At 72.9% G+C, this 20,995-nt stretch carries 17 protein-coding genes; 9 read left to right on the top strand and 8 right to left on the bottom strand.

The features are described 5' to 3' along the window. The first annotated feature begins 63 nt into the window (after positions 1–63). The 3 genes from ACZ6O2_RS19070 to ACZ6O2_RS19060 are packed head-to-tail and all read left to right on the top strand — an operon-like array spanning position 64 to position 6,937. Positions 64–1,254 (top strand): ATP-binding protein, encoded by a 1,191-nt coding sequence (locus ACZ6O2_RS19070; protein WP_466023727.1) that lies wholly within the window; start codon positions 64–66, stop codon positions 1,252–1,254. After that, the gene (locus ACZ6O2_RS19065; protein ID WP_466023726.1) at positions 1,251–5,003 is read left to right on the top strand and encodes a vWA domain-containing protein; all 3,753 of its coding nucleotides are present in this window, start codon (positions 1,251–1,253) and stop codon (positions 5,001–5,003) included. The genes ACZ6O2_RS19070 and ACZ6O2_RS19065 overlap by 4 nt, the downstream gene beginning before the upstream one ends. Next, complete coding sequence (locus ACZ6O2_RS19060; RefSeq protein WP_466023725.1) at positions 5,000–6,937, top strand: hypothetical protein; 1,938 nt, start codon at positions 5,000–5,002, stop codon at positions 6,935–6,937. The genes ACZ6O2_RS19065 and ACZ6O2_RS19060 overlap by 4 nt, the downstream gene beginning before the upstream one ends. Before the next feature lie 254 nt (positions 6,938–7,191). On the opposite strand, the gene ACZ6O2_RS19055 is transcribed toward ACZ6O2_RS19060, so the two are convergent. The 5 genes from ACZ6O2_RS19055 to ACZ6O2_RS19035 all read right to left on the bottom strand — a co-directional run bounded on the left by ACZ6O2_RS19055 (position 7,192) and on the right by ACZ6O2_RS19035 (position 10,351). Then, complete coding sequence (locus ACZ6O2_RS19055; protein WP_350705855.1) at positions 7,192–7,839, bottom strand: hypothetical protein; 648 nt, start codon at positions 7,837–7,839, stop codon at positions 7,192–7,194. 21 nt (positions 7,840–7,860) lie between these two features. Beyond that, positions 7,861–8,418, bottom strand: a complete 558-nt coding sequence (locus ACZ6O2_RS19050) for a TetR/AcrR family transcriptional regulator (protein WP_466023724.1) — start codon at positions 8,416–8,418, stop codon at positions 7,861–7,863. 348 nt (positions 8,419–8,766) lie between these two features. Further along, positions 8,767–9,498, bottom strand: coding sequence for an alpha/beta hydrolase (locus tag ACZ6O2_RS19045; RefSeq protein ID WP_466023723.1), 732 nt, complete (start codon positions 9,496–9,498; stop codon positions 8,767–8,769). Further along, a complete protein-coding gene (locus ACZ6O2_RS19040) occupies positions 9,498–9,641 on the bottom strand; it encodes a hypothetical protein (protein ID WP_466023722.1) in 144 nt (47 codons plus the stop codon). Before ACZ6O2_RS19040 ends, ACZ6O2_RS19045 begins: the two co-directional genes overlap by 1 nt. Further along, positions 9,638–10,351 (bottom strand): NADPH-dependent F420 reductase, encoded by a 714-nt coding sequence (locus ACZ6O2_RS19035; protein WP_466023721.1) that lies wholly within the window; start codon positions 10,349–10,351, stop codon positions 9,638–9,640. Before ACZ6O2_RS19035 ends, ACZ6O2_RS19040 begins: the two co-directional genes overlap by 4 nt. Before the next feature lie 19 nt (positions 10,352–10,370). Here ACZ6O2_RS19035 and ACZ6O2_RS19030 point away from each other — a divergent pair, with 19 nt between their 5' ends. Continuing rightward, complete coding sequence (locus ACZ6O2_RS19030) at positions 10,371–10,877, top strand: MarR family winged helix-turn-helix transcriptional regulator (protein WP_466023720.1); 507 nt, start codon at positions 10,371–10,373, stop codon at positions 10,875–10,877. 106 nt (positions 10,878–10,983) lie between these two features. On the opposite strand, the gene ACZ6O2_RS19025 is transcribed toward ACZ6O2_RS19030, so the two are convergent. The 3 genes from ACZ6O2_RS19025 to ACZ6O2_RS19015 form a co-directional block, all read right to left on the bottom strand. Continuing rightward, positions 10,984–12,021, bottom strand: coding sequence for an ABC transporter ATP-binding protein (locus tag ACZ6O2_RS19025; RefSeq protein ID WP_466023719.1), 1,038 nt, complete (start codon positions 12,019–12,021; stop codon positions 10,984–10,986). Beyond that, a complete protein-coding gene (locus ACZ6O2_RS19020; RefSeq protein ID WP_466023772.1) occupies positions 12,018–13,541 on the bottom strand; it encodes an ABC transporter permease in 1,524 nt (507 codons plus the stop codon). The genes ACZ6O2_RS19025 and ACZ6O2_RS19020 overlap by 4 nt, the downstream gene beginning before the upstream one ends. An 86-nt stretch (positions 13,542–13,627) precedes the next feature. After that, the gene (locus ACZ6O2_RS19015; RefSeq protein WP_466023718.1) at positions 13,628–14,650 is read right to left on the bottom strand and encodes an iron ABC transporter substrate-binding protein; all 1,023 of its coding nucleotides are present in this window, start codon (positions 14,648–14,650) and stop codon (positions 13,628–13,630) included. 171 nt (positions 14,651–14,821) lie between these two features. Between ACZ6O2_RS19015 and ACZ6O2_RS19010 the strand changes: the two genes are divergently transcribed. The 5 genes from ACZ6O2_RS19010 to ACZ6O2_RS18990 all read left to right on the top strand — a co-directional run bounded on the left by ACZ6O2_RS19010 (position 14,822) and on the right by ACZ6O2_RS18990 (position 20,928). Beyond that, on the top strand, positions 14,822–17,542 hold the full coding sequence (locus ACZ6O2_RS19010; protein WP_466023717.1) for an AMP-binding protein: 2,721 nt from the start codon (positions 14,822–14,824) through the stop codon (positions 17,540–17,542). A gap of 41 nt (positions 17,543–17,583) precedes the next feature. Next, on the top strand, positions 17,584–18,444 hold the full coding sequence (locus ACZ6O2_RS19005) for an ATP-grasp domain-containing protein (RefSeq protein WP_466023716.1): 861 nt from the start codon (positions 17,584–17,586) through the stop codon (positions 18,442–18,444). A 275-nt stretch (positions 18,445–18,719) separates the two neighbouring features. Beyond that, complete coding sequence (locus tag ACZ6O2_RS19000) at positions 18,720–19,658, top strand: DUF3800 domain-containing protein (protein ID WP_466023715.1); 939 nt, start codon at positions 18,720–18,722, stop codon at positions 19,656–19,658. 46 nt (positions 19,659–19,704) lie between these two features. Continuing rightward, a complete protein-coding gene (locus tag ACZ6O2_RS18995; protein WP_350705876.1) occupies positions 19,705–20,157 on the top strand; it encodes a hypothetical protein in 453 nt (150 codons plus the stop codon). A gap of 183 nt (positions 20,158–20,340) precedes the next feature. Continuing rightward, the gene (locus ACZ6O2_RS18990; protein ID WP_466023714.1) at positions 20,341–20,928 is read left to right on the top strand and encodes a hypothetical protein; all 588 of its coding nucleotides are present in this window, start codon (positions 20,341–20,343) and stop codon (positions 20,926–20,928) included. Positions 20,929–20,995 lie beyond the last annotated feature (67 nt).

Raw genomic sequence — 20,995 nt, 5'->3', positions numbered from 1 at the left:
CCACCCCGCCGCCGACCCCTGTCCCGCACACCCCATCCGAACCAGAGAGATCGAGGAACACCCGTGACCGTGACGGAACACGTCCGCCCCACCGCGGCGCCGGAGACCGCAGCCCAGGTCCTCTCCGCCGAACAGCGGTACGCCGACGAGCTGGCCTTCCTGGCCGCGTACGACGACGGCGCCCGGCCGCCGGGCTGGGCGCTGACCCCGCGCGCCGTGGTCACCTTCATCCGGGGCAGCGACGGCGATGAGTTGAAGCTGCCCGCCGACCGGCGCACCGGTCCGGGCGGCACCGAACTGCCGGCCAGCATGACCATCGCGCCGAAGTTCGTCGGTGAGCGGAGCCTGGTCGAGCGGTGCGTGGTCACCCTGGCCGGTGAGCGGGGCCTGCTGCTGGTCGGCGAGCCCGGTACCGCGAAGTCCATGCTGTCCGAGCTGCTGGCTGCCGCGGTCTGCGGCACCAGCGCGCTGACCGTGCAGGGCACCGCCGGCACCACCGAGGATGCCTTCCGGTACGGCTGGAACTACGCCCTGCTGCTCGCGCAGGGCCCGACCCCGCAGGCGCTGGTCGACTCGCCGGTGCTGACCGCGATGCGCACCGGCCGGGTGGTCCGGATCGAGGAGGTCACCCGCTGCCTGCCCGAGGTGCAGGACGCGCTGGTGTCCATCCTGTCCGACCGGCGGATGAACGTGCCGGAGCTGGCCGGCACCGAGGACGGCCTGATCCGTGCCGTGCCCGGGTTCACCGTGATCGCCACCGCCAACCTGCGGGACCGGGGCGTGTCGGAGATGTCCTCGGCCCTCAAGCGCCGGTTCAACTTCGAGACCGTCCACCCGATCTCGGACGCGGACACCGAGACCGACCTGGTCCGCCGGCAGGCCACCGCCGCCGTGCAGCGTGCCGGCGCGGCGTACACGGTGGACGACGCGGTGCTGGACGCCCTGGTCACCGTGTTCCGCGACCTGCGTACCGGCCGGTCGGGCGAGGGCTGGGACGTGGAACGGCCCGGCACGGTGATGTCCACCGCCGAGGCGGTTCAGGTGGCGGCGTCGCTCGGCCTGGCCGCCGCGTACCTGCCCGGCGGGGACGCGCTCGACCTGGTGCCCGGGCACCTGCTCGGCGTGGTCCGCAAGGACGACCAGAACGACCACGCCCGGCTGCTCGGCTACTGGGACGGCCCGGTCCGCCGCCGCGCCGAGGACGGCTCGGCGATGTGGCGCCGGCTCTGGGACCTGCGGGAGAGCCTGCGGTGACGACCCTCTCCAGCACGTCGACCGGTGCGGCGCCGCCGACCGCCGCCCCGTCGACGGTCGACCCGACGACAGCCGACCCGCGAGCCGTGGTCGACGCGCTCGCCGGTTCGGTCCGGCCGTACCTGATCGGGGTGCGGCATCACAGCCCGGCCCTCGCGGCGGTGGTCCCGGCACTGCTGGACGCCGCCGGCGCCGAGGTGGTCTGCATCGAGCTGCCGGCCGACTTCCAGCGCTGGCTGCCGTACCTGTCCGACCCGGCCGCCCGGGCCCCGCTGGCCCTGGTCGGCAGTCACGGCACGGACGGGCCGATGGGCTTCTACCCGTTCGCCGACTTCTCCCCGGAACTGGCCGCGATCCGCTGGGCCCGGCAGCGCGGCGTCGAGGTGGTCTGCTGCGACCTGCCGCTGACCGACCCCGGCTGGACCGCCGACACCACCGACCCGGCCACCGACTCCGGCCCGTCTGCCGGTTCCGCGCCGACCGCCGATCCCGACCCGGACGCCGGTGAGCCGGTGCCCGGCCTGCGCCGGTCCGGCTACGCCGTCGCGCTCAGCGCCAGCGGCACCGGCCGGGACGGCGACGACCTGTGGGACCGGGTGGTCGAGGTGCGTGCCCCGGGCTGCCCGCCCGAGGCGGTCCGCCGGGCCGCCCTCGGCGTCGGCTGGGCGATGCGTACCGACAGCGCCAGCGGCGACGGCGTACCGGCCCGGGACCTGGCCCGTGAGCGGCACATGCGCCGGGTGCTGGCCGAGGCCGGCGCAGCCGGCCGGCGGGTCGCCGCCGTCATCGGCGCCTTCCACGCCCCGGCCCTGCTCGCCGTTTCGTCGACCGACGCCGACGCGCCCGGCCCGGTCGGCGGAGATCCGGTGTCGACCGCCGGTGTCGCCGCCGAGTCCACCCGGCCCGTCGTCGCCCCGGCCGGTCCGGTGCGGTCCGTGACGACCCAATCCGGGTCGGCCACCACCAACGGCGGCACGGCGATCACCTCGCTGGTGCCGTACGCGTTCGACCTGCTCGACTCCCGGTCCGGCTACCCGGCCGGGATCCGCGACCCGCGCTGGCAGCAGTCCGTCTTCACCGCTGGCGGCGACCCGGAACGGATCCGCGCCGCCGCCGCCCGGGCGGTCACCGACCTGTGCCGGGAACTCCGTTCGGCCGGTCACACCGCCGGTACCGGCGAGGCCGCCGAGACGGTACGGCTGGCCGGCGACCTGGCCCGACTGCGGGACCTGCCCGCCCCCGGCCGGGGCGAGGTGCTGGAGGCGGTGACCACCGTGCTCGGTCAGGGGGAACTGCTCGGCCGCGGCCGGGCGCTGGCGAAGGCGCTGGAAACCGTGCTGGTCGGTGCCGAGCGGGGTCGGGTCGCCCCCGGTACGCCGCGGTCCGGGCTCGGCCCCGCGGTCGAGGCGGAACTCACCGCGCTGCGGATGCCCAACCCGGACAGCCCGAAGTCCCGCGAGGTGCGGCTGGACCCGCTGCGCACCGAGCTGGACGGGCGGCGGGAGATCCTGCTGCAACGCCTCCAGGTCTGCGGCGTCGGCTACGGCGAGCCGATCGCGGTGTCCGGCACCGGCGACGGCGCCGCCCTGACCACCCGCTGGCAACTGGCCTGGACGCCGTCCGTGGCGGCCCGGCTGGACCTGGTCGGCGTACGCGGGGTTACCGCGGCGCTGGCCGCGGCCGGCACCCTGCGGGAGCGGTTCCGCCGGGAGGCCGCCGACGGCGGCCCCACCGCCGCGCAGCTGCTCACCGGGCTACGCGACGCCGCCCGGTGCGACCTGCCCGAACTGGTCACCGATCGGCTCGAGCTGGCCGCCGCGGTGCTGCCGGGCACCGGCACGCTGCCCGAGCTGCTGGCCGCACTGGACCTGCTGGAGGCGCTGCGCCGGGAGCACCTGCCCGGCACCACCGCCGACGGTCGGGCCCGGGCGGCCGAGCTGGCCGTCGTGCTGCTGGACGCGGCGGTCCGCGGGCTGCCCGGCCTGGCGGGCAGCGACGCCGCGGCCGATGCCGCCGCGCTGGTGGACCTCGCGGTCCGGGCCGGCGAGGACCGGATCGGCCTGCGCCTGGACGAGGCCCTCGCCTACCTGGCCCGGGCCGGTTCGTCGCTGATCCAGGGTGCCGCCCTGGCCGCCCGGGTGCTGCTCGACCTGACCGACCTGGAAACCCTGGGCACGCGGGTGGCCGGCTGGATCGACGCGGCGACCGGGCCGGACACCCGTCGGCACCTGCACCGGCTGCTCGGTGGTCTGCTCACCGCGGCGCATCCGCTGCTGCAGTCCGCCCCGGCCGCGCTGGACCCGCTGCTGGAGCGGATCGAGCGGCTCACCGACACCGAGTTCCTGGACCGGCTGCCGGCACTGCGTGGCGGGTTCGACGTGCTCACCCCGGCGGCCCGGGAGCGGCTGCTGGACACCGTCGCCGAACGGCTGGGCGACCGGCTCGATCTGGCCCTGTCCGCCGCGCCCGAGCTGCTGGCCCGCTGGGCCGCCGCCGACGCGGCCGGCCGGGCCGCCCTGGTCGCCCGCGACATCCCGATCCCGGGCACGCCGACCGGCGCTGCCGACGTCGAACCCGGGCCGGGCACGCCGACCGGCGCTGCCGACGTCGAACCCGGGGCGGGCACGCCGGTCGCCTGGCTCACCGCCACGGACCGGTGGCGGCTGCTGCTCGGCCGCCAACCCGACCGGTTGCCGACCGACGCCCGCCGCTACGCCCGCGCCCTCGACGAGCTGTACGGGGCGGGTCAGGGCGAGGGGGCCACCGACCTCGGCCAGGCGGCCGGCGGCGGTCAGGACGCCTCCTTCCCGACCGCGCGGGAGTGGGCCGACGAACTCGAGGCGCTGTTCGGCACCGCGGTACGCGAGGAGGTCATCGCCCGGGCGGCCGAGAGTGGCCGTACCGACGTGCTCGCCGAACTCGACCCGGCCGCGGTACGCCCCTCGATGGAGCTGCTGACCTCGGTGCTGTCGCTGGCCGGTGGCCTGCCCGAGGCGCACCTGGCCAGGCTGCGGCCACTGGTGCGGCGGCTGGTCGAGGAACTGACCAGGCAGTTGGCCACCCAGGTGCGTCCGGCGCTGACCGGGCTGACCAACCCGCGCCCGTCCCGCCGTCCCGGCGGCCGGATCAACCTCGCCCGTACGCTGCGGGCGAACCTGGCGCACACCCAGCGGCTCGGCGACGGCCGGACGGTGGTGGTGCCGGAACGTCCGGTCTTCAACACCCGGACCCGCAAGGAGGCCGACTGGCGGCTGGTGCTGGTGGTCGACGTGTCCGGCTCGATGGAGGCGTCGGTGGTGTGGTCGGCGCTGACCGCCGCCGTGCTGGCCGGGGTGCCCACCCTGTCCACCCACTTCCTCGCCTTCTCCACCGAGGTGGTCGACCTGACCGACCGGGTCGACGACCCGCTGTCGCTGCTGCTGGAGGTGCGCGTCGGCGGCGGTACGCACATCGCCGCCGGGCTGGCCCACGCCCGCTCGCTGGTGACCGTGCCGAGCCGCACCATCGTCGCGGTGGTCAGCGACTTCGAGGAGGGCTACCCGCTGGCCGGGCTGCTCGGCGAGGTCCGCACGCTGGCCAGTTCCGGCGTGCATCTGCTCGGCTGCGCCGCGCTGAACGACAGGGGAGTGCCCTGCTACTCGGTACCGGTCGCCGAGCAGCTCGTCGCGGCGGGGATGCCGGTCGCCGCTCTCAGCCCGCTCGAACTCGCCCGCTGGGTGGGCGACCGTGTACGCGGAGGATCACGTTGACGGACCGCACATCCACCGCCGTGGACACCGACCGGTTGCCGCCGGTGCTGTCGGGGGTCGCCGCCGCGGCGGTGGCGGCCCTGCCGTCCCGGCTGCACAAGCGGCTGGACGCCACTGTCGAACGGCTGGCCGGTGTACCGGTCGGCCGGGTCGACGGCGGCGTGTCGGTCGACTGCGGCGCCGAGGCCCTGGTCACCCTGACGCCCGGACCGACCGGCGCGGTCACCGACCCGCACCAGGCAAGGTGCAGCTGCCTGCTGTCGCCCCGCTGCCTGCACCGGACCGCGGTCCTGGTCGCCTGCCCGGTCGCCGACCCGGCCACCCACCCCGAACCGGTGTCCACCACCGCCGCGTCGTCCACGTCGGACGACGTCGGCGCGGCCACCGGGCGTACCGGGAAGGCCGGGCGCACCGGAAAGACGGATGGCACGGCCGCCGGTCGTGCCGGACGGAGCGCGGCACCGACGAAGGCGCAGCGGGCCGCCGCCGGCGCGCTGTGGCGGGCAGCCGCCGCGGTGCTCGCGGCCGGCGTTCCGGCCGCCGGCGCGGTTCCGCAGGCCGAACTGCTGCGGGCCGCGCACAGCGCCCGGCTGGCCGGCCTGCCGCGGGCCGAGAGCGCCGCGCTGCGCGTGGTACGTGGCCTGCGCGCCCACCGGGGTCGACAGACCGGCCACCGGCTGGCGGAGCTGGTCGAGGTGCTGCACGACCTGCTGTACGTGGCCGGCCGGCTGGCCGCCGGCGATCCCGACCCGGCGCTGGTCGGCATCCTCCGGCGGGCCTACCAGCCGGACGGCACGCTGGAGGTGTACGGCGTCTGCCGGGAACCGGTGATCAGCGCGACCGGGTACGCCGGGGTGGTCACCCACCTGGTCGCCGCCGACGGGCGCCAGCTCTCCTTCGGCGACGTGAAGCCGGGCGGCCCGGACCGGGCACAGGACTGCGCCCGGGCAGTCACCGAGATGGGCGCGGTCGCGGTCAACCACGCGGTGCTGGCCCGCGGCGGCCTGCGGATCACCGGCACCACCGTCTCCCCGGACGGCCGGCTCGGTGCCGGCAAGGGAGTGCGAGCCACCCCGATCACCGGGACCGACTGGTCCACCGGGCCCCTGGCGGAACTGTTCGCCCGCCCGCTCGCCGAGGTGGTGACCGCTCAACTCGCCGCCGACGATCCGGAGGATCCGGCTCGGGCCGGGGTCGCGCTGGTCGGCTGTGACCTGATGGTGGTCGGTGCCGCCGGTGACCAGGTGCTGGCCCGGGAACTGGCCCCCGGCACCGACGCCGGACCGGACCGCGCGCCGGTGCCGGACGGTCCGTTGATCCGGCTGGTGCCGGTCAACTCCCACCCGGTGCTGGCCCACGTGGCCAACCTGCGGCGGCTCGCCTCCTGGCCGGGCCTGCGGATCCGGGTGGTCGGCCGGCTGGACCCGGATCGGGCCAGCACGCTGCACCCGCTCGCGGTCGGCCCGGTGCCCGGTGCCGCCACGACGCTGCGGCTGCCGGCGGACTGGCACGGCCGGGCGGACCTGGGCTACGACCAGATCCAGGGCGGCCACCTGCCGCCGCGCGACCCGGCCGCGATGACCGAACCGGTTCTCGCCGTCGGCGCCGACGCGGTTGCGGAGTCCCCGCTGTGGCGGGTCCGCCGGCTGGTGGAGCTGGCCGTCTCCGGCGGTCGCCGCGCCGTCGGCGAGGCGGCCCGCGGCGAGGGCGCCGGGCTGGCCGGTCCGCTGCGCCGCGCCGGCTTCACCACCGCCGCCGCGGTGGCCGTCGCGCTCGCCGACGAGTCCGACCGGCGCGGCCGGGACGCGTTCGGCCGGCTCACCGATCCCGACCCGGACCGGTACGCCTGGGCCTGGCTCGCCGCGACCGCCCACCTCGCCGCCACCGAGCGGGAGCTGATCCGGTCTTCCTGGATGGGCCCACCGGTTGGCTGACCTGCCGGAATCCGGGGGCGATCGAGCTCCCGGGCCGGTGGGTGGCAGGCCAGGTGATCGCGAACCTGACCCGGACCACCTGCGCCCCGGCGCCCGCCCGAACCCGGGCGGGCGCCGGGGCTCGGGCGAGAGGCAGCAGGTCCAGGCCCTGGTCGCCGCGGGCAACGGCCATTACCCGCCGGACGGTGGCCATCCTGCGGCGCGACGTCGGTGCCGTCCCTGCTTCGTGTCCTCGCCGACGAGGCGACGGCACGTCAGGAATCAGCCCTCGCCCGCCAGAGTGCCAGCGCCAGCCAGGCCGAGCCGACCGCGACGAGCAGGCCGTGTGCGACCCGGACGGCCGCGGGCGTGTAGAACTGCGGCAGGAAGAGGGCGAAGCCGAGTGCGAAGATGATTCCGCTGGGGCGCGGCAGTACCCCCGAGCGCCAGATCGCGACGGCGGTCAGGACGGCCGACACCCCGAGCGTGATCAGGCCGAGCCCGAACGTCGTGATCGCGACCGGGTTGTATCGGACCGTGTCGACGAGGGCGAGCAGGTCGAGCGGCTGGCCCGCGGCGTACGTGCTGGCGATGGCGTGCAGGCCGAAGTCCTCGGCGCCGTAGTAGGGCAGGACGAGCCCCACGCCGAGCCAACCGGTCACGACGGCGGCGAAGGCGAGCCGCTCGGCTCGGGTGTGCCTGACCGCGTCGCGTACGGCGAGCAGGCCCAGCGTCACCAGGATGAAGCCGATCATGGCGAACAGGTGCGAGGCGACCCACCAGTCGGAACTCATCGCCCGGGTCGCGCCGTCGACTGTGGATTCGTCGTGCCACGGCCGGGTCGCCGGGTAGAGGACGAAGAGGATGCCGGCGACAGCGAGGGCAAGGGCGCCGAGCCGGGTGCGGGCGGGGGAGATGGGCATCATGTTTCTCCGGCGTCGAGATCAGGTGCGGGGCAGGCTCGCGACGAACATGTGGATCAGTTGTTCGTGGGTGGTGTCCAGGTCCTCGGGCAGGCCGAAGCCGCCGGCCACCTCGATCGAGGCGAAGCCGTGCACGATCGCCCGCAGGCAGCGGGTGGCGTGGATGGCGGCCTCGCCTTCGAGCCCGTAGCCACGCAGCACCGCGAGGAAGACCTCGAGCAGCCGTGCACCGGCCCTCGCCAGGGCCGGGTCGTGCAGGGGATCCGGTGGCATCGCGGCGTGGCGGGCCGGATGTTCGACCGCATGGCGACGGTAGGCGTGCATCAGGGTGGCGACGGCGTCGTCGCCGCTGCGGCCGACCAACGCGGCGGTGAAGCGTTCGGTCAGCTCGTCCATGATCCGTACGGCCATCAGTGTCCGCAGTTGAGCGAGGCTGCCGACGTGCTTGTACAGCGAGGGTGCGGCGACTCCGGTGCGTTCGGCGACCGCGGCCAAGGTCAGGGCATCCAGGCCTCGATCATCGATGAGGTCGAGAGCCGCGTCGACGACGGCCGAGGTGGACAGCCCGGCCCTAGGCATGGTCGCGCTCGGGGCCGCCGGAGCGGGTCTGAACGGGGGTTGGGCTAATGCTCATAGCCAAAAGGCTACGATAGTTAGCCGGGGCCGTCAACGCGCCGGCCGTGGCGGGCCCGTCGCGCCGAAGGACCCCGGCGACTCGGTGGAGGTGGGCGAACTCGCCGACGGCGGGCACGAGGAACGCGTCGTCCGGGCCCAGTCGCGGCGGGGCGAGCACGAAGCCGCGCGCCCCGGGCACAGATCGCCGACTGGCGGGTCGTCACCCTCGGCAGCGCGGCGATGCGCGCGAACAGCTGTTCCCACAGCTCGACCGGCCCTTGTCGCTGCGCTGCTGCCGCCGAACCTGACTGCTCACCGTCGGGCGGGCCCCACGGGCGGCGGGAACTGGCCGCCGGGCGGCCTTGTCCACGTCCTCGGAGACGGCGTCGGGCGGACCCGGTCGGCGACGAGTGCCAGGCGTTCCCGCAGCCAGCCGGCTACGGTCGCCAGCGCCGGCGCGGCGATGCCGTGTCCGACCGGGTCGCGGCGGGCGAGGGTCGCGGCACCGGCCTCGGCGAGCAGGTAGTTCCAGGTGCGGTCGAGCAGTTCCCGTGGGATGACGCTGTCGTGTTCGCCCTGGGCCACGACGACGGGCACGCCGGCCAGCCGGCCGGGCGTGGTCGGGACGCCGGCGTCGAACGGCAGCGTCCCGTACAGGATCGCGGCGCCGGCGTAGCGGCCCGGATCGTCGAGCAGCAGCCCACCGGCGAACGCGGCCCCGCCGCTGAACCCGATCAGCACCACCGGCCGGCCTGCGGGAGCGACACCGTCGAGCCAGTCGCGGAACCAGTCCATCGTCGCGCGCAACGACTCGGCGACCGGCCGGCCGATGCCGCGGTTGGCGAACCACGCGTACCCGCCGCCCTCGGCGATCGGCGCCCGCACCGCCGCGTACGTGGGGCCCACAGGCAGGTGGTCGGCCAGGCGAAGGATCTCCCGCTCGTGCGAGCCGCGGCCGTGCAGCAGCACCACCAGCGGGGCATCCGCATCGGTGCTGCCCGCGGTGGCCACGACCGGCGGCGCGAAAGTCTGCATCGCGCTCATCACCGCACCGACATCCGAGCGGGCGCCGTGGCGTCCACCGGGCCCGGCAGCAGCCGGCCCGCCGTGCCGACGTCGCTCCAGCGACGCACCTCCGCCGACAGGTCGAGGTGCTGGACGGGCGCCGCGTTGGGGCTGGCGCTCATGCTGCGCCGCCCACCGGCCCGACCAGCTTCCAGCCGCTCTGCCAGCTCCACCCGTTACGGGCGTTGAGCATGATGTTCAGCAGTGCCATCTCCTCCAGCGACCGGGCCATCCGCAGCCCGCCCGCGTCGATCACCCGGTAGCCCAGGGAGGAGGCCAGCTCGGCGACCTTGTTCTTGGCGGCACCGTCGTCGCCGGCGATGAAGGCGTCCAGGGGTGCGCCGCTCTCCACCGGGTTGGCGTGGCGGCTCGCGAGGATGGTGTTGAAGGCCTTGACCACGGATGCCCCGGTCACCTGGGCCTGAAGCTGCTCCGCAGCCGAGACGCCGCCGGTGACCAGGTCGCTGTAGGTGTCGTTGATCGGGTTCGTCACGTCGACGAGGACCTTGCCGGTCAGTGCCTCGCCCAGCTCGGTGGCGATGCCGGCGACGGCGGCGTGCGGAACGGCGAGCAGCACGAGATCTGCTCCCTGCACCGCCTCGGCGTTCGACGCAGCGGCGCTCGCCCCGGCGCTGTCGGCCGCCTTCTGGGCGTGCTCGGCGCTGGTCGCCGCGACGACGACGTCGTGGCCGGCGCGCACGGCGGCGGTCGCCACAGCCCCGCCGACATGGCCGGCGCCCAGGATCGCGATACGCATGTCCCACTCCTTCTCTGATTGCTCAGATTTTGCGCATTCAACGACTTTATGGTGGGATATTTGATCCGTCAACATCTGTGTGTAAGGTTCAGGCATGGTGGAGAGCGCGGTCGACCACGGGCTGGTGACGACGTTCGGGCGGCTCGTGGAGGCATACAGCGCGCTCGAGCGGCAGCTCGGCGAGGCGCTGGAGCGCGAGTGCGGCATCCCGCATACCTGGTTCGAGGCTATGCTGCGCATCGCCCGCTCGCCCGACAAACTGACGATGAGCGCCCTGGCGGGCCAGATCGCGCTCACCACGGGAGGGATGACCCGGCTCCTGGACCGGATGGTCACTGCCGGTCTCGTGGAACGCGTTCCCTGCCCCACCGATCGGCGGGTCAGCTTCGCCGCCCTCACCTCGGCCGGGCGGCAGAAGCTCGAGGAGGCGGCCAGGATTCACGTGCGCAACCTCGAGCGCGTCTTCGCCGACCACACCAGCGACGAGATCAAGACCTTGGACGACCTGCTCGACCGGCTCCTGCGGCGCGACCGCGAGCGGCCGGCCCACGAGGCCGCACCGTGTCCCACGCCCGGCGACGCCGCAGCCCCGGCCGGCTGACCGACAATGCCCTGACCGGGCCCTTCGGTGTACGGATCACCTCGGGGGGACCGACGTGGTCCGGCCTCCGTCCTGCTCGACCGGCCGAGCGCAGTCCTGCGGGCGATCAGGACGTGGCGGGCTCCGGCAGCACGTAGACGCTTCCCTGGACGGTGAGGCGGACGCTGGTGCCCGAGGAGTAGTGGGTTGGCTGGCCGAGGATCCGTGCGGTGATCCGGGTGCCGTTGTCCAGTTGGACGTCGATGAGGGCGTCGTGGCCCTGGAACAGATGATGGCGGACGGTCGCGGGTACCCCCGGTGCGTCGGCGTCGTTCAGCCGCAGCTGCTCTGGCCGGATCAGGACCGTGACGTCCCCGCGGTGTGGGCTGGAGAGCGGGAGGGTGCCGAGTTCGGTTTCCGCAGCCTCGCCGCTGGCGGTGGCCCTGAGGAGGTTGGCATCGCCGATGAACGTTGCCACCCACGGGTCCGCCGGACTGCGGTAGAGGTCGGACGGGCTGGCCTCCTGCCGCACCCTGCCGTCGTGCATGACGACGACCTGGTCGGCGATGGAAAGGGCTTCGGCCTGGTCGTGCGTGACGAGGACGGCGGTGGCGTCGTCGGCGTGGAGCGCGGCGCGCAGGTCGGCGCGTAGTTCCGTGCGGAGGCTGGCGTCGAGCGCGGTGAACGGTTCGTCGAGCAGGATCAGCGGCGGACGTGGTGCCAGGGCTCGGGCAACGGCCACCCGCTGCTGTTGCCCGCCGGAGAGTTGGTGGGGCATCCGCCTGCCGTACCCGGCGAGACCGACGAGGCCGAGCACCTCCTCGACGCGGCCGCTGCGCCGGGCGGCGCGGTCGAGGCCGTAGCCGACGTTGCCGGCCACGTCCATGTGCGGGAAGAGCGCGCCGTCCTGGGCGACCACGGCGACCCGTCGCCGGTGTGGGGCGACGTGCAGGCCTGGCCCGGCCACCGGCGTGTCACCGACACGGACCTCCCCGCCGTCGAGGCGCTCGAACCCGGCGATGCAGCGCAGCAGCGTGGTCTTGCCGCAGCCGGACGGGCCGAGTACCGCGGTCAGGGTGCCGGCCGCCACGGTCAGGTCGGCGGCGCGGAGTGCGTGGACCGGCCCGTAGCTCTTGCTGGCGCCTCGGACGGTGAGTGTGGTCATGGTCGGTCTTTCGGGTTGAGGGTGCGCCGGGCCAGGATCAGGGCGGGGCCGGTGGACAACAGCACCAGCAGCGCCGCGTACGGTGCCCCGCCGGCGTAGGCGGCCACGGAGGTGTGCGTCCACAGTTCGGTGGCCAGGGTGTCGGTGTCGGTGGGGCGTAGCAGCAGCGTCGCCGGTAGTTCCTTCATGCAGGTCAGGAACACCAGTGCCGCGCCGGCGCCGATGCCGGGCAGGGTGAGTGGCACGGTGACGGTCCGCAGCACTGTCAGCGGCCCGCGTCCCAGTGACCGTGCGGCCTCCTCCAGGCTTGGCGGGGCTTGGGCGGCGGCTGTCGCGACGGCACCGACGGCGAGGGGGAGGAAGAGGGCGGCGTAGGCCAGCGCCAGCAGCCAGGTGGTCTGGTAGAGCGGGTACGCCACCTGGATGCCGAAGAACACCAGGGACAGGCCGATCACCAGCCCGGGCAGCGCGTGCGTGAGGTAGGTGAGCCGGTCGATGAGGATGGCCAGCGGTCCGGGAGCGCGGGCCGACAGCAGGCCGATCGGCAGGGCGAGGAGCATTGTCAGGGCGGTGCCGAGCGCGGACACGGTGAGGGAGTTGCCGGCAGCCGTGGCGATGTCCGTCAGCGACCCGGGCCGGGAGACGCCCTCGCCCACCCAGTGCAGCAGCGCTGCGGTGGGCACCGCGAAGCTCCCGGCGGCGACGGCGAGCAGCGCGAGGACGGCCGGGATCCGCCACGCGCCGAGTGGCAGCACGGCGGCCGGGCGGCGTACCCCGCTGCCGATCTTGGCGTAGCGTGCGTCGTGCCGCCGGGTCGCGAGTTCGGCGCCGAGGATGAGCAGCGTGACGGCTACCAGGGCGGTCGAGAGCACGAGCGCGCCCGTGCGGTCGAAGCCGAGGTTGAACGAGGTGAAGACGGCGCTGGTGAAGGTCGTGACGCGGAGCATCGCGACCGCGCCGAAGTCCGACAGCACGTACAGCGCGACCAGGAGGCCACCGGCGACGAGCGCGGGGCGGATCTGGCGCAGCGTGACCCCGGTGAAGGTCTGCCACTGGTTGCGGCCCAGTGCCTGCGAAGCCTCCTCGGCCGCGGGGTCGGTGCCGATCAGGGCGGCGGCGGTCGGCAGGTAGACGTACGGGTAGCAGCAGGACGTGAGCACGACGACGGCCGGCCAGAAACCGTAGAAGCCGTCCAGCATCGAGATCCAGCCGTAGCTGCCGACGTAGGTGGGGATCGCCAGCGGTAGGGCTGCGAGCACTCCGAAGAACCGTCGGGCAGGCAGGTTCGTGCGGGTGACCAGCAGCGCGGCGCCGGCGCCGAGGATCAGGCAGGCACCGGTGGTGACGGCGGTCAGGGCCAGGCTGGTCGCGGCCAGGCGCAGCAGCTCGGTGGTGAGCAGTTCGGCGCGTACCCGGTCCCAGCCCGCCTCGGCGGTGCGTACGCCGAGGTAGACCAGCGGGATGAGCGCGACCGCGACGGCGGCTGTTGCGGTCGCGAGCAGTGCCGGGCGGGGCGCCAGTCGATGCCAGCGGCGCCGCCACCGGTTGCGAGGGGACGGTCGGGCGGGCGCTACCGGCTGCGCCCGCCCGACCGGAGCGGTGGTGGTCAGGACGTCAGCCCCGAGGCCTGAATCATCTCGACCGACGCGGTCAGGGTGTCCAGATCGTTCAGGTCGATCTTCGGGGCGTGCAGGTCGGCCAGCGCGGGCAGGCCCGGAGCGGTCGGCACACCGGCGACCAGCGGGTACTCGAACGTCTTCTCCGCGAAGTAGGTCTGGCCCTCGGTGCCGAGCAGGTGGTCGACGAACGAGCGGACCTTGCTGTTTCCGGCGGAGCCGGACAGCACGCCGACGCCGGAGACGTTGAGCAGACCCCCGGTGTCGCCGTCAGCGAAGTAGTGCAGCTTCACCTTGAGCTGCTCCGGGCTGACCCCGAGCTCCTTGGCCTTCTCGAAGAGGTAGTAGTGGTTGACCAGGCCCGCGGCGAGCTTGCCGTCCTGAATCTCGCCGACGATCACGATGTTGTTGTCGCGGATCTGGGGGGAGTTGGCAGCGACGCCGGCCAGGAACTCGCGGGCCTTGTCGTCGCCGTGCTGCACCCGTAGCGCGGTGACGAACGACTGGAACGACGCGTTGGTCGGGGCGACGCCGAGCTTGCCCTTCCACTTCGGGTCGGTCATCTCCAGCACGGTGGCCGGCAGGTCGGCCGGCTTGACCTGGTCGGCGTTGTACGCCAGGACCCGCAACCGGCCGGTGACCCCCACCCAGTGCCCGCTGCGCGACCGGTACGCCGCGGGAACCTTCTGCAACACCTCGTCGGGCAGCGCGGTCAGCAGTCCCGCCTTGCTCACGGCCCCCAGGGCCCCGGCGTCCTGCGAGAGGAACACGTCTGCCGGGGACTTGGCACCCTCCTCCTGCAACTGCGCGGCCATCTGCGCGGTCGTGCCGTAGCGCACATCGACGGTGATGCCCGTCTTCTTGGTGAACTCGTCGATCAGCGGCTGCACCAGCGACTGGGTGCGGCCGCTGTAGACCGTGATGTCCTTGTCCGGCTCGCCGCTGCACGCGGTGAGCCCGGTGGCGAGGGTGGCCGCGGCGACGAGTGCTGCTGCGGCGCGCAGGCTGAGCATGATGGCTCCTAGCGGTAGGGCAGGTGTGCCTAACCTAATTTAGGCCACCCTGATTTCGTCGGGGCGGCGGCGCCCCGACTCCCGCTGGGATCGGCGCCGAGGGCGGGGGTCGGGCAATCTGCGGATAGGTTAGGGTAGGCCACCCTAACTTAGTCCACCCTAAGGTGCGCCGTGTCCCTCCTCGTCGACCATGCACTCACCGCCCGGGGCGTGCCCTTCGCATGCGGCCTGGCGCGGCACGGTGACCGGCCTGCCCTGCTCACGCCCGCGGGAGCCGTGTCGTACCGTGACCTCGCCGACCGGGTCCGGGAACGGGTCGCGACCCTGGGCCCCGGACGTCGTCTCGTCCTGCTGACCGGAGCCAACCAGGTCGACACGATCGTCACCTACCTCGCCGCGCTCGCCGCCGGTCACCCGCTGCTGTTGGCGCCGACGGACAATCCCGCCGCGCTCGCACGGCTGACGGCGACCTACGACCCCGACGTCACGTTCACGGACGACCACGCGCACCCGAGCCGGCGCCGCAGGCGCAGCGCCCACGACCTGCACCCCGACCTGGCGCTGCTGCTCAGTACCTCCGGCTCGACCGGGTCGCCGCGCCTGGTCCGCCTGTCCCACGACAACCTGCAGGCGAACGCGGAGTCGATCGCGGACTACCTGGGGATCACGTCGGCGGATCGGCCGGTCACGACCCTGCCGATGCACTACTGCTACGGGCTCTCCGTGATCAACAGTCACCTGCTGCGCGGTGCCTGCCTGATCCTCAACGACCTGTCGGTGGCCGATGCCGCCTTCTGGCAGCGGGTGCGTGACACGGGTGCCACCAGCTTCGCCGGCGTCCCGTACACCTTCGACCTGCTCGACCGGGTCGGCTTCGCCGACATGACCCTGCCCACGCTGCGCTACGTGACCCAGGCCGGCGGACGGCTCGCGCCCGAGCGCGTACGCCGCTATGCCGAACTCGGCCGCAGCAAGGGCTTCGACCTGGTCGTCATGTACGGCCAGACCGAGGCCACTGCCCGCATCGCCTACCTGCCCCCGGACCTGGCGGAGCGTCACCCGCACACCATCGGTGTCGCCGTGCCCGGTGGAAGCCTCCACCTGCATCCCCTGCCCGACGACGAGGGTGCACCGGACACCGGGGAACTGGTGTACCGCGGCCGCAACGTCATGCTCGGCTACGCCGAGCACCCCGCCGACCTCGGCCGTGGCCGCACCGTCACCGAGCTGCGCACCGGCGACATCGCTCGCCGCACACCCGAAGGCCTCTACGAGATCGTCGGCCGCCGCACGGACTTCCTCAAGATCTTCGGCCTCCGGCTCGACCTACGGCAGATCGAAAGCATGCTGCGGACGAACGGGTACGCCGCCTTCGTCACCGGCGACGACGAACGGCTGCTGATCGCCGTCGAGGGCGACGCCGACCGCGACCACCTGCACGCGCTCGTCAGCCGCCACTACGGGCTGCCGCGCCACGTCGTGGACGTCCACCTGTTCGACCGCCTGCCACGGCTCGCATCGGGCAAACCCGACTACCCGGCCATCCGGGCTCTCGCCGCGACCCCGCCGCAGCCCACTCCGGCAGCCGCTGCTCCGGACCTGACCGCGCTGTTCGCGGAGGTCCTCGGCCAGAAGGAGGTCACCGCCGGACACAGCTTCGTGGACCTGGGCGGCGACTCCCTGTCGTACGTCGAGATGTCGATCCGCCTCGAGCGGGCCCTCGGCCACCTGCCGCCGAACTGGCACACCACACCGATCCGCGACCTGCGGCCCGCGCCCACCCCTCCGCCGCCGCCAGCTCAGAAGGACGGGCCGAGTCCGACCGTGCCTGATCGCCGGCGCGGTTGGCGCAGTCGCGTCGACACCACCGTGGCGCTGCGCGCCATCGCCATCGTCCTCATCGTCGGCAGCCACATCCAGGTGTACGACCTACCCGGCGGCGCGCACCTCCTCCTCGGGGTGGCCGGCTACAACTTCGCCCGATTCCAGCTCACCCCGGCACCCCGACGCCAGCGCATCGCCACCCTCGCCCGCAGCACCTCCCGCATCGTGCTGGCCGCCACGACGTGGATCGGCGCGATGTACCTGCTCACCGACGACTACACCCTCGGCAGCGTCTTCCTCGCCGGCTATCTCACCGCCCCCGCGGACGGCACGAACTACTGGTGGCACTTCTGGTTCATCGAGGCGCTGGTCTACTACCTGCTCATCCTTCTCGCCGCGCTCAGTCTGCCGTTCGTCGACCGGCTGGAACGCCGCCGCCCGTTCGCTCTGCCGCTGACGCTGGCCGCTCTCGGGCTCGTCTCGCGCTACCAACTCGTGCCCGACGTGCACCTGCCCACCCCGGTCGTCGTGTTCTGGCTGTTCGCCCTCGGCTGGGCGGCGGCCAAGGCCACCAACGTCGCCCAGAAACTGTGCGTGACGCTCGCGATCGTCGCGACCGTGCCGACGTTCTTCGGGGACCCCGGACGCGAGGCCGTCATCATCGGCGGCCTGCTCCTCATGATCTGGGTGGCCGACCTGCCCAGCGTGCCCCTGCTCAACCGGGCCGCCGCGGCCCTGGCCGCGAGTTCGATCTACATCTACCTCACCCACTGGCAGATCTTCCGGCCCGTCGATGACATCTCACTGCCCCTGGCGCTGCTGGCCAGCCTGGCATTCGGCATCGCGTACGCCATGCTCGTCCCACGCCTGGCCGGCAAGGCGGGGACCGTGGCGGTGCGGTGGTGCACCCGAGCTGCTCACCGCGTATCGCAGCGCCGATCGTCGCCACCGGGCTCATGGGCACGTCGATCACCTCGGGCGGCGACGAGAACCGACTGGAAAGGCGCTCGCTCGGCGGGTGGTGCAAGGGTGGCAACGCGACCCTCTCATCCGGTGCGGCGAGGATAATCAGGCGACGGCGACGTGGCGGGTCCTCAGAATCGTCAGTCATGACCATCGCCGTCCCGGTCGGTGACTTCCTGGTGCTGCCGCCGCGCCTCGACAGGACCGCCGAGCTACTTGCTGAGTCGGCCCGGCGACGGGGCCTGGCAGTGGAGCATCTGCCCCACCCGTCAGTACCAGCTCAGCTGCGGCAGGCCCGGGGTGGGCACCTCTACGGCGGGCCGGCCTTCGCCGCTGCCGTCGCCGCGGACCTCGACCTGGCAATGCTCGAACCGACCGACGACTGGCTGGTGCAGCTGCCGTACGAGTACACCCGCCGCGACATCACCCTCACCACTCTCGGCGACGCACGCTGGTCCCGTACGCCAATGTTCGTCAAGCCGCCCCGAGACAAGACCCTGACGGCCGGCGTCTACGCCGACGGCTCCCGCCTGCCCCATGCCGAGCGCTACCCCGCCGACACTCCGGTGCTGGTCAGCGAGATCGTGACGTTCCTGGTGGAGTACCGGTTGTTCGTCCTCGACGCCACAGTGCACGCCGCCAGCCGCTACGCCACCAACGGCCGGCTCGACCCGGCCCCCCTCGCTGCCTGCCCGCACCGCGCCGCCGTGCTCGACTTCGCCGCCGGCCTGCTCGACGCCTGCGCTGACAGCCTGCCCAGCGCCGTCGTTGTCGACGTCGGCCTCGCCAGCAACGCCGACCGCGGCGACGAACACTGGGCCGTGGTGGAGGCGAACATGGCCTGGTTCAGCACAAGCTACGCCGCCAACCCCGACCAGGTCCTCGACGTGGTGCTTCGGGCGGCCGGACCACGCCACCGCCTGGCTCCCCGCGACCATGCGTTCACAAGACCGCGCATCCGCTCGGCGGCAGAAGCGGATGGGCCGCATCGCGCAGCCAAGGCGTAACGACCTGCGGCCGCGTTCGGCGGTGGTCTGTGGTCCGTCGTCCAGTGCCTCAGCACCAGCAAGCGCATGTTCTCCGTCGCGGGTCTTCCGGACGCAATTGGATTGTTCCATGAGGGCGTACGGGTGACGATGGTCGGCATGCTGGGGGACCGGTCGTGAGATCGCCGCTTCAGGGCGGGCTACCGCCGGCGGACGCGGTGGTTGGCGCCGTTGTGGAGATCGCCTGTGACGAGTCCGGATTCTCGGGCACCAATCTGCTCCATTCGACCGCCCCGGTGATCACGCACGCGAGTGTCGATCTGGGCGCGGACGAGGCCATCGGGCTGATCACAGCGCTGCGCTCCGGGTTCCGGTTCCCGCCGCACGAGTTCAAGTCCGGGCAGTTCCTTCGCGGCCCGGGCGCGGGTGAAGCGCTGGAATGGTTCCTGACGGAGCTGAAGGGCCGCGCGCACGTCCATCTGGTCGACAAGGAGTTCTTCCTCGTGACCCGGATCGTCGACCTGCTGCTGACCGAGCCGTCGTACGCGGCCGGTACCCGCCTGACTCAGGACCACCGTCCGGCCGCTCTCGCCTTGTACCGGGCCGGGCGCTCAGCCGGAAGCGACTGGGGTGTCTTCCTGGCAGCCTTCGTCGACCTGGTCCGGATCAAACGGCGGCGTCCGGGTCGCCGGACCCTGGAGCGGTTCTTCCAGGCCCGGGACGCGCTGGTACGACACGGGCTCGGCACGCAGGCCGATGGTGTCCTCAACGGGCTCAGTCCGACCCATGTGTGGGCTGTGTTGACCCGGCTCGACAACGACGACCGGTCGATCCCGCCACCGCTGGAACCGATGCTGCCGGCGCTGGCGGAAACGATCCTGACCTGGAGCGGCGGACAGCGGCAGGTGCTGGTGATCCACGACGAGCAGAGCGCCCTCACGGCCGACCGGTTGACCCGCCTCCAGCAGGTGCTGGCCAACGGCGGTGGACCATCGGCGGCAGACGCCGAGAAAGCTGGGGCGCTGCCGGCCGGCGTATCGCCCCTGGCCGGGCTGGTGATGGTCGACTCCCGCGACGATCCGCGGGTCCAGGTCGCCGACCTGCTCGCTGGGGTAGCCCGGCGGCTGCCGGCGATCATCAACCCCGCTCTACTTCAGCCGCTGCTCTCCCCGACCTCACTGCACGATCCCTGGGACACGATCCTGTCGTACCCGGACGGCATGATGCTGGCGTAGCGATCGCGACGGCTCCCGCCGTCGGCGCGAGGAGAGGACGAGCCGGATGAGGGTCGGACCGCCGCGCCGTCTCGCCATCGATCATGACGACTATCATGCCGAGCACGTGGGGCGCACCGCTGACGGCAGGCAGTTCTTCCTCACCACTCCCTTCGAACCAGCCATCCGAGGCGACGACGACGGCCAGGAGTTCGTCGCTCTGTACCTCTTCGACCCCGAGGGCCGGTTCCTGGAGGCCAGGATCGACGCCTTCGGTCCCAGAGCCCGGATGGACCGGATGGCGCGGCGGGCGGCGTGTGACGCTCGGTTGAAGGAGCTTGGGGAGGTTACGTTCACCCGCATCGAGGTCGAGCCCTTCGCGATTGATCGGTTCGGTACAACCTTCGGCCTGATTCCCAGGGAGCCGGAGGACGACGACGACACATGGTGGGTCACCGTCGAGCCCGGCGACTACATGGCCTTTACCGAGCCATGGGACAGCGGCGAGTACGACACCTGACGTCCATTCGCGGGTGCGCTCAACGCGGCGCGTCGGCACGGCATCGGGCCCGCTTGGCATGACGCTGCGTAGCCACCTTCGTCTTGCTCGGCCGCCTGTAGGTGGTCAGGGTTGAACTCTGCGGGGGTTCTCAGGGTCACGTGCGGGGGTTCCGCCGGAGGCACCATGATCCGGTGCGCGACGATGATCTTCAGCATGACGAAGGCAGCAAGGTTCGCTCTGATCGCCGGGCCGCTCGCGGTGGGCGGCTACGGCGTGGCCCGTAACATCGGCAGACTCGACAACATGTACGGGCCGGGTTTCGACTGGCAACTCGCCCACTTCCTCGGCTTGGCCGGCTTCCTCCTGTTCGTGCCGCTGGTCCTGGGGCTGCGGACGCTACTGCCCGCCGGAACGGTCCGCGAAGTGGTGGTCGGCGCGACTTTGCTCGGTCTGGCGACATCCGTGGTCCAGTTCGGGGCAGACATCGTGCAGGCATTCATGGCTGCCGACAAGGAAGAGCTGCGGAACCTGCAGCACGAATTTTCCGGCCTCCCCGGCGTGCGACCCGCAATCTACGACGTCGGTCCACTGTTCTTCTTCGTCGGGATCGTGGTGGTCGCCGTGCTGGCCGCCAGGGCCGGCCGGCTGCCGTGGTGGAGCCCGGTGGTCATGCTCGTCGGGGTGCTGCTGCCGTCGGTGAGCTTGGATCTGATGCCGTTGGCCGGGCTGTTGATGCTGGTGGCGTTGCTGCCGCTGCGGCGTTCGCTTCGGCCGGTGTCGGCGGGCTGAGCCCGCAGAGCCCTTGACGCTCTATCCCCACGATTAAAAGCCGGGGGTCTGCGCGCTACGCATTTCG

This window comes from Micromonospora sp. NPDC048040 (assembly GCF_055587185.1).
The sequence above is the reverse complement of the archived record's forward strand: the minus strand, read 5'-3'. Positions and strand labels throughout refer to the sequence as shown.